General features: G+C 66.4%; 5 protein-coding genes. 4 read left to right on the forward strand and 1 reads right to left on the reverse strand.

Going from position 1 to position 8,454, the window contains the following annotated elements; translation table 11 throughout:
* Positions 1-488: 488 nt before the first annotated feature.
* The 4 genes from IE94_RS0133650 to IE94_RS0133670 all read left to right on the forward strand — a co-directional run bounded on the left by IE94_RS0133650 (position 489) and on the right by IE94_RS0133670 (position 7,438).
* Entirely contained in the window at positions 489-1,739 is a 1,251-nt protein-coding gene (locus tag IE94_RS0133650; RefSeq protein WP_157849434.1) for a hypothetical protein, read from the forward strand.
* 553 nt (positions 1,740-2,292) lie between these two features.
* Positions 2,293-2,925 (forward strand): hypothetical protein, encoded by a 633-nt coding sequence (locus IE94_RS0133660; RefSeq protein ID WP_030192047.1) that lies wholly within the window; start codon positions 2,293-2,295, stop codon positions 2,923-2,925.
* Positions 2,926-2,928: 3 nt separating this feature from the next.
* Complete coding sequence (locus IE94_RS0133665; RefSeq protein WP_051777874.1) at positions 2,929-6,027, forward strand: coiled-coil domain-containing protein; 3,099 nt, start codon at positions 2,929-2,931, stop codon at positions 6,025-6,027.
* A gap of 25 nt (positions 6,028-6,052) precedes the next feature.
* Entirely contained in the window at positions 6,053-7,438 is a 1,386-nt protein-coding gene (locus IE94_RS0133670) for a Wadjet anti-phage system protein JetD domain-containing protein (protein WP_245235376.1), read from the forward strand.
* A gap of 316 nt (positions 7,439-7,754) precedes the next feature.
* On the opposite strand, the gene IE94_RS36515 is transcribed toward IE94_RS0133670, so the two are convergent.
* Positions 7,755-8,135 (reverse strand): hypothetical protein, encoded by a 381-nt coding sequence (locus IE94_RS36515; RefSeq protein WP_425337996.1) that lies wholly within the window; start codon positions 8,133-8,135, stop codon positions 7,755-7,757.
* Positions 8,136-8,454: the final 319 nt, after the last annotated feature.

Below are 8,454 nucleotides of genomic sequence, written 5' to 3' on the forward strand. Positions count from 1 at the left end.
GGGTATCATAGCGCTGCGCGCTATGAAAGCGAACCCCCCTGCTGCGCAGGGGGGTTGAACCCCTCGCTGCGCGAGGGGTTGGGGCCGCTGCGCGGCCTGATCACTTCTGGTGCTGCGCACCAGAAGTGATGCTCCGTTCGCTGCGCTCTCGGAGCGTGCGGGTGCGCAGCACCCGCAGGGTGCGTGTCCGCTACGCTCCCCCGCCCTTGCGCCCGCTTCGCGGGCCGGCGGGCTGCGAGGCGCGAGTGCTTCCTTCCGGAAAAGTTTCTACGAATCCGTATCTGGGCTTGCTGCCTGGCCAGCGTGCGGGGTGCCATATTTTGATCTTGTGTGGTTCATCACCTGGAGAAGGGAAATGGATCCATTAGGGCTACACATGTTGTTGTGGACCGATAGCTTCTACTCCTTGAGCTGATGTGCCGTGAGGGGCGCAGGGATGGCTAGGGAGAGTCTTGCCTGCTGATGAAAGTGCTTCTGGCCAGGAGGACTTGTTCACTGAGCTGGATGCGGGGGATGGTTCTGGACGGCTGGACTACGTCCGTCCCTTTGTAGCGCCGGTGGCAGCACGAGCTGCTTTGGTGGAAGACGATCTGTCTCTACGGCTGGCAGAGGCTATCCACGCTGCGTTCGGTGAGGCGGCTTCGGACAAGGGGCTGTCTCGCTCTGAGATTGCGGCGGCCTGTGTCCACGTGGCTTCTGGAGCGGCTTTTGAGGCACGGTTCAACGTCTTCGTGGCGATGGACATGCTGAAGGGGCCCCGGGACAAGCCTCACGAGGCTCGCTATGTGTTCAACCCCACCAGCGGAGCTGGGCTGTTGGTGTTTGAGCGCCTTGCTCAGGACGGTGGCGTCGAGGAGATTCTGACGCTGTTGGGCCGGACCTACGACCACTTGCAGCAAGGGCTTTTGAACGAGGAGCAGTTGCTCTCGCGGCTTCGGCAGGCACGTCACGAACTCGTCATCAATACCACTCACCTGCTGCTGTTGGTGCGATCCAAGCCGATTGAGGAGTTACTCGAGGAGCGTCGTCATCATCGGTCCAAGGATACGCTGTTGGAACACGCGCGGCAGTTGGTTAGGGCCGTTAGTGATCGGTTTCCGTCGCTGAGGTCCGCGTGCACGCGCCTGATTGAGGCAGCCTTGCGGTATTCCTCTGCTGTCGATGAGTTCCATGAGCGGCTCTTGCAACAGGCGTTTTCTCAGCGGGACTTCAGCATGCTCCTTCCCGAGCAGTATGTGACTGCAGCCCGGAGTTCGTCGGTCGATGCGTTGGCCGAGGTGTTCGTGGCTACGGTGTTCGATCCGGCGAGTGTGCAGATCACTGCAGCACAGGTGCTGACGGCAGCGGAGGAACGGCGGCCTGCGGCTCCACGGAGAAGACCGCCGCGGCCGGCGTCGATACCGCCGGGCCCCGATCCGGTGGAGATGGCGCGGGAGAAGGCGCAGAGGCTGCGCCAGCGCCGTGAAGCGTCTATGCAGTTCTGGCTGAAGGGCGGTGAGGAGGCTGAGCTGACGTCTTCTTTGCAGGCCCTGCGATGGCCTGCAGCGATCTCTGCGGTGGTGGACCTGTTGCAGGCCTCGGCGGATCCTTCCGTGCCGTACTTCGTGGAGGTAAGTAGTTCCTTGGCTGTGGCGCCAGACGGGCCAGTCACGTATGCGACTCCGCTTTCGGTGTATCGGGTTCCGCAGGATGCTTCTGGTGCTGCGGACAAGTCCGTTGATCAGGAGGGCTCGTCATGAATGAGGGGGCGTACTGGCTGGCGAGGGCCAGAGCTGAGCGGGTTGTGGTGGATGCGACTGACGGGGGCGTCTTGCATCGGGCTGTGCCGGACGTTGAGCTGCGGGCGGTAGAGGTGGTGGGTCCTACAGGGAGCGGCGGCGTCCTGGTGCGTTGGGGCTCGGATGTGGAGCCGGTCAGCGGGGTGCTCACGGATCCGGACACGCATCGTGTTGCTACGCCGTCTCAGCTGCTGGTTCTGGGCGCTGCGCTGCGTCTGTGCTGGTCTGAGCCTTCTCGGGTTCCGTATCCGGGAGGTGCTGTGTCGGAGGCGGAGGTCATTGCTGCATGTGCGGCGCCCGGTTCGGAGAGATGGTTGGCCGAGTCTGCTCAGGGTAGGCAGGCGGCTGCGTATCGGAGGGCGCTTCGTGAGTTGCGGGCCTTCGGATATCTGGCCGTCGATCGCGGTGACGGGCTGGTCCGGTTGGGGCCCATGGTGGCGGCCTGGGGCGAGCGGGACATCGATGAGTTGCGGCGTGGCTATGACTGTCTGCCCTGCGCGGTGAAGGATTAGGCGTGGGGACAGAGTTGTACGAGGCCCTGCCCGAGCATCGGCAGGCGGACGTGCGGGCAGCAGTGTGTGCTGTGGAGACGGCGCGGTGGCCGGTTCCGGCGTCGAGCTTCCGGGCGTTGGCGGAGGTGCCGCTGCGACGCGTGGTGGAAGAAGTGTTGGCTGCTTCCGGGCGTGTGCTTCTTGCTGTGGGTAACGGGTTCGTGTCCGGCTATGACGATGCGATCCGTACACGTCTGGCGGATGAGGGTGTCGGCGTGCTGGGGCGGGAGGACCGTGCGGTGCTGACGCTGGTCTTTCTGTTCAGTGTCGCGATTCCCCGTGCACGTGGCGGGATCCTCGGACAGACGTTATGGACGGAGGGGGTGCCGGTTAGCCGTGATCGGCTCAAGGACTCTGCTGTTCCTGATGGTGCCGTGGATGACGCTTTGGCGCGGCTGGCGACCGCTGATCTGGTGCGGTTCAAGGGAGCGGGCGTGGTTTTGGGTCCTCAAGTGCTTCGTTTGACGGAGGCCTCCCAGGCGGCGTTGCTCGAGCAGTTGGTTTTGCTGGCCGAGCCCGGCGGGGCTCTGGCGGAGTCGATCCTGCGTCTTCGGGCCCGTCGGGATGCGCTGGGCTCTCAGTCGAGTGAGGAGTGAGCGGTGGACGACGAGTTGGGTGACGGGCTGCCCAGGCTGCCTGAGCATCGGGGTGTGGTGGGAGAGCGTCATCTTGCGGCGCTGCAGACGTTCGACATCTCGCGGCTGACGACCCATGCGGTGGCCCTGATTCCCAAGACGTTTGTCGCGGTGTCCGGGGTGGGGCCGAAGGAGGACTCGAACGGTTCGGGCAAGACTTCCTTTCTCATCGCGGTCTCTTTGCTGCTGGGCGATCCTCAGTGGCGGTTCGAGTCGACGTTCGGTCGCGATGCGAGCGGGATCCTATTCCGGCCGGAGGCTGCGGGGGTCGACAGTGCATGGGAGATGGCGCCGGCGACACACGGCTACGTGGTGGGGGTCTTCGCCTCCGAGGCCGAGGACTTGGCCGACGATGCGTTGACGGTGTGGGTCCGGGTTGGGGCGTCTGCTCCCTATATCCAGGCGAACTGGACCGAGGGGGTCTACGTCGCTGATGCGGCCACGGACGCCGAGCGAGCGATGCAGGCGGACGAGCTGTGGAAGGGGTTGAGTGCCTCGCGCCTGTTGTCGGCTCCTCGTATGGCTGAGGAGCTGTATGGCAATGCGCCGCGGTGTCTGTCGTATTTGGACACCCCGCTGCGTCCAGCGGTTCCTTCGCTTCTGGATCAGCAACTGACGGCGATGAAGCCAGCCGCCATCGGTGATGCGCTGATTGGCCTGTCCGGGATGACGCACCTGGTGGATGAGGAGTCTGACCGACGGGGCGCAGCTTTGGAGCATGCGCAAAAGCTGGAGGAGGTGCGTAAGCAGCATGCTCTCAAGGAGGCCGAGGACCAGGTGGTGATGGAGGCGGTACGGGCTCGTGCTGCGGCGGGGGCCGGGCTCGAGGAGGCGCGGCGGGCCTGGCAGCGTTTCGTTGCCGTCTCGTGTCTGGTGGCCGTGCGTGCTGACCAGGAGCTGGCGGCAAAGCTGTCGGACAGGCAGGCGGAGGCTGATGAGGTTCAGGGGGTCGTTGGGCGGCGACGTGCGCACCTGGACGAACTGAAGGCGGTGACCGGGCTCGAGGACCAGGTCGCAGATGCGCGGCAGCGGTGGTCGGATGCGCGGCAGGTCACCGAGGGGTTCCGTACGCGGCGGACGTCGGCAGACACGGAGCTGGCTGGGGTTCGTCGCCGTATGACGGTCTTGCGGCCGAAGGTTTCTCTGTGGCTCGGTACGAGTCTCTCGGAAGCTGAGGCGGCGCTGGTGGCGGTGCAGGATCGTGTATACGGCGCGCGGCGGCATGCGGACGGTGCGCGTCATGCCCTTGAGGAGGCCCACCAGTGCCTGAAGGAGGTGGAGCGGGGGCGGAGCGGGGGGGCCGGGCAGAGTCTGGAGGTGCTCGAAGAGCATGGCCTGATGGGTGCGGTGGGCCTGATGGACCAGCTGCAGCTGGACGAGGCGGTGCGTGCCGTGTGGGAGCCGCGGCTGTGGCCCTGGCGTGATGCTGTGGTGGTGGGTGCGGCTGAGGCGGAGTCGGCGCGCGTGGCCTTGCGGGTTGTGCCGGGCGCGCAGGTTGTTGCGGCCGACGATCCTGCTGCTGCGGCCGGTCAGTGGCCGTCTGGGGTGTCGGGGCGGGTTCGGGTCATCGGCTTTCTGCGTGCCCTCGAGGAGCGGATGACATCGTTGGTGGATCCGGCGGCGGCCTACGACCGTGCCTTGTCGACCGCGGTCGTGGGTGGGTTTGAGGTGCCGGTTGCCGGGCGGGCTGCTCGGCTCGCTCTGGCGAAGGCCGAGGTCGAGGAACGCGAGCGCGTCTGCGTCGAGGCTGGCAAGGCCTTTGAGGGCGTGCAGGCGGAGTGTCAGCTTGCAGAAACAGAGCGTGATGCTGCGGCAGCGGCGCACGAGCACGCTGGTCTGCGAGACCGGGAGAAGGAGCTGGAGCAGGTTGTGACGGAGGCCGACAGCAAGATCGCGGAAGCTGTCGGGGTGGAGGCCCGTCTGGAGGAGAAGCACCGAGAGGCGGGGATCGCGCTGGCCACGCACACTCATCGGGTTTCTGCGGCGCAGGAGATGGTGAAGAGGGAGGCCGAGAGGCACGCTGCCCAGTTGAAGGAGATCGCGCAGTTGGAGCGTGCACGTTCTCAGGTGGCGTGTCCGGCGTGGCTGGGGCTGTGGGGCAGCAGCGTTGAGGAGGCGGCCGCTCTGCTGGGGGCGGAGGCGACGACGGCGTCCTTGCCCAGGCCCGCGCGGCTGCGGCGCGAGGTCGAGGAGTCTTTGCGGGTTGCCTACGAGCAGTACGGCCTGCCCAACGATGTCGCCGACGAGACTGTGGAAGACCTGCGTCGTGTCGGCGAACTGCGCGCCGATTTCGCCCAGGACGACACCGGGGCGATCCCTCGGGTCGGGATCGACGATCTGGCCGGGCCGTTGCAGGTCCGGCTGGCGGGTCATGGCGAACGGGACATGGTCGTTGCCGCCCAGATTTCGGCCGAGCAGGACGAGCGGGCGAAGCAGCTGGCCGTCCTTGAGCGGGAGGCCGAGGCTAGCGCGCGGACGCTTGAGACGCTACAGGACATGATCGAGCGGCATCTCGATGGGCTGTTCGGTCAGATCAATGACTCTTTCGACCAGCTGGATCGCCAGCGTGGTGGCTACGGTGCCAAGCTGGAGGTGGAGAGTGTGCGTCCCGAGGGCGCCCGGCCCTGGCGCTGGGAGGTAACCCCGTGCTGGAAGCGGTCTCCCCGCGGCAAGCACGTTCCGTACCGGACCAATGCCAATGGTGCGCAAGTCAAGGTGTTTGCTATCCAGTTGGTACTGGCTGCGCTGCTTGCTGACGACGAGCCGCGGGGGCGCGTTCTCATCCTGGATGAGCTGGGCAACAGCCTCGGGGAGGTCAACCGCAAGGACATGCTCGCCGCGCTGCGGAATGTCGCTCGTCAGCGAGAGCTGAGCATCCTGGGGACATGCCAGGACAGCGTGCTCGTGGACGCCGCCGACGTGTGTGACGAGTTGCTGTGGTTCACGCATGCCTCTTCCACGGACGCCTACAACCAGCCCACCGCCTTTTGGGGCTACGACGCTCACGGTCAGCGCGTAGAGCTGACGCTTGACTGGCTCACCGCTGGGCGTGACCGTGTCTGAGTCTGCCCCTGTCCCCCAGCCTTCTTTGCTGCTCGGTGAGGCCCACGGTTGTGTCGAGGTCCCGCTGCGCGGCTTGCCCGCCGGTGTCCTGGGCGTGACGGTGCCCCGCAAGCGCAAGGACGGCGACGAGGTGCTGCATCGCGTTCCCCAGGATCTGAAGAGGCGTGTGAAGCCCGAGGTGGCCGACCTGGTGGCGGCCGGTCCCGTGCCGGCCTACGCGCCGCCCGAGGGCATGCCGGACAAACTCTTGAAGAAAGTTCTGTCCACCGGCACGTTCAAGCGGTGGGCCACCATCGAGCGGGAGTTCGGTACTCAGGACGCGTGGCGCATCGCCGTTTCCTTGATCCTGTGCGGGGGGGTCGTGGTGCGCTGCCAGGTCGTGCAGGGCACGAGCTATGTCCCTCAGGGATGGCGGCTGACGCAGTCCTGGGCGGACTTGCGGGAGGACAAGCTTGCACAGCTGCGCGGGCACCCGGATCCGCTGCGGCTGCATGCCGAGCTGTTGCAGGCGATGGACGGGATTCCGCAACTGGCCGACGAGCGGGCGAGATTGGCGGCTACGCCCCCCGGCCGCACGCTGAAGGTGCCCGGCGACAGTGCGAGCGGCACCGAGGACTGGGGGGTGTACGAGGTGGCGGTGAAGTCGGCGGCGGTGTGGTGGCGTGCGCAGCCGCGGCCAAAGCCGATGAAGGCGAAGTCCTTGATCGGCACGAGCATGCAGGACACCAAGTACGGGTGGACTCCCCCGCGCCGTCAGGCTTTTGCGAACCTGATCGGGATGCCGTTCGACCAGGCGGTCGAGGGCAGCGACACCGAGTTGCGGATGCGGGGTCCGCTGCTGTGGCGTGTCGACAACGTCATCGCGGACACTGCAGCCTGCCGGCCCTGGCTCGGGCTGCCGGCCAAGGGCTTGCTCAGCCTGGGCGTAATCGACTGCTCCGCGGTGGGGGTGCTTCTGGTGGAGAACCAGGAGGCCTTCACGGAAGTGTGCAACACCCCCGGCATCGCCGATCACTGGCTCTGCATCTGGGGCGCCGGGTACGCGGCCCATGGCCTGGCCGAGTTCCTCCAGGCCATGGCGCCATTGCCTGTGGCGTCCTGGCAGGACCTTGATGCTCACGGGATTCAGATCATCGCGAATCTCAGCGAACGTGTGGGCCGCCCCATCACTCCTGTGGGCATGGATGTCGAGGTGTACAGGAGCGCCACGAAGTACCGGCAGAAGCCGGACAAGCTGGCGGGGAATCTCGCTCTGGCCCGGAAGATGGTGGTGAGCGGGCCGCCTTCACTGCGGGCGCTGGCGGCCGAGATCGTCGCTCACGGTGGCGCCGGCTGCGAGCACGAGACGCTCTACGACACGGTCCTGGAGACACTTCCCTCGGCGCTCAAGGAGATCGTGGGCAGTGTGTGACGGGCGCGGTCGGACGGCGAGCACGGCGGATGCATTTGGTGCGGGTGCTCGCTGTTCACGTATGCGGTCTCCTATTCAGCAGGGCAGTTCCCTGAAGTGGTTGTTTGCGGGACTGGCATCGTCGAGTGCAATCGCCCTATACCAACTTGGTTTGCACACACGTCCGTTTGCCTCCCCCGTTTCTGGAACGTTCGTGGTCCATGCCCAGTATTCCAGCCGACGGCCTTCGGCGCAGCCCCGCAGGCGCTGCGGTGGCAGGGCGCCGGGCCCTTCCGTCGTGCTCCTCGCCTCAGGGCGCTGGTCGTGGACTGTCGGATCAGCGCTCTGCAGGGAGAGAGGCGGGTGTGGCGTCCTCGTCGCTCCAATCCCCGTGGAACAGAGCGGCAACCAAATGCGCGTGTTCTAGCGGGAGTTGCCCGGCCCGGTGGCGAGTGCGGGCCTTGGCGAGCCAGGGGCCGATCTTGATGTGCTCACCGTCGACCGTGATCTCTTCCCGGGCGGCGGGGGCGCGCCCTTCACGCTGAAGGAAGAGCTGTAGGAGCTGCGCGCTTTGCGCGAACGTGCGTCGTGCCCGGCGGGGCGCCGCAATCGGGCGCGTGTGCGGATCGAGACCGATGCTGGTGAGCAAGGCCTGCTGGGGGCCGGAGAGTGTGGCCCAGCGGGTGAGTTGGCGTTGCAGCCAAGGGCCGATCTTCACGGCGCCCAAGTGGGAGTTGCTGTGGAGGTCGCTGGGATCATTCCCGGCCTGCAGGTGGGCGCGGAGCAGCCCGAATTTGCGGTGCCAGTCGGGTCCGTGAGGCAGTCGCCATTCGCGGTCAACAGCGGTTAGGGCGGCGGCGCGCCGTGCGTCGAGACTGTCGCGGGCGGCCAGGGAGCGCTGCTCGGCGAGCCAGGCTCCGATGGGGGTGGTGGCGGCTGCGGCTAGGGCCTGTTGCGAAAGTGCTGGTCACAGCCATTCATTGATGGCTGCGACCAGCACGGTCGCTTCGTAGCGGACGGCGAGTTTGTCGTACCTC

It is taken from the genome of Streptomyces violaceorubidus (genome assembly GCF_000717995.1).
In the GTDB taxonomy this organism is placed as follows: Bacteria; Actinomycetota; Actinomycetes; order Streptomycetales; family Streptomycetaceae; genus Streptomyces; species Streptomyces violaceorubidus.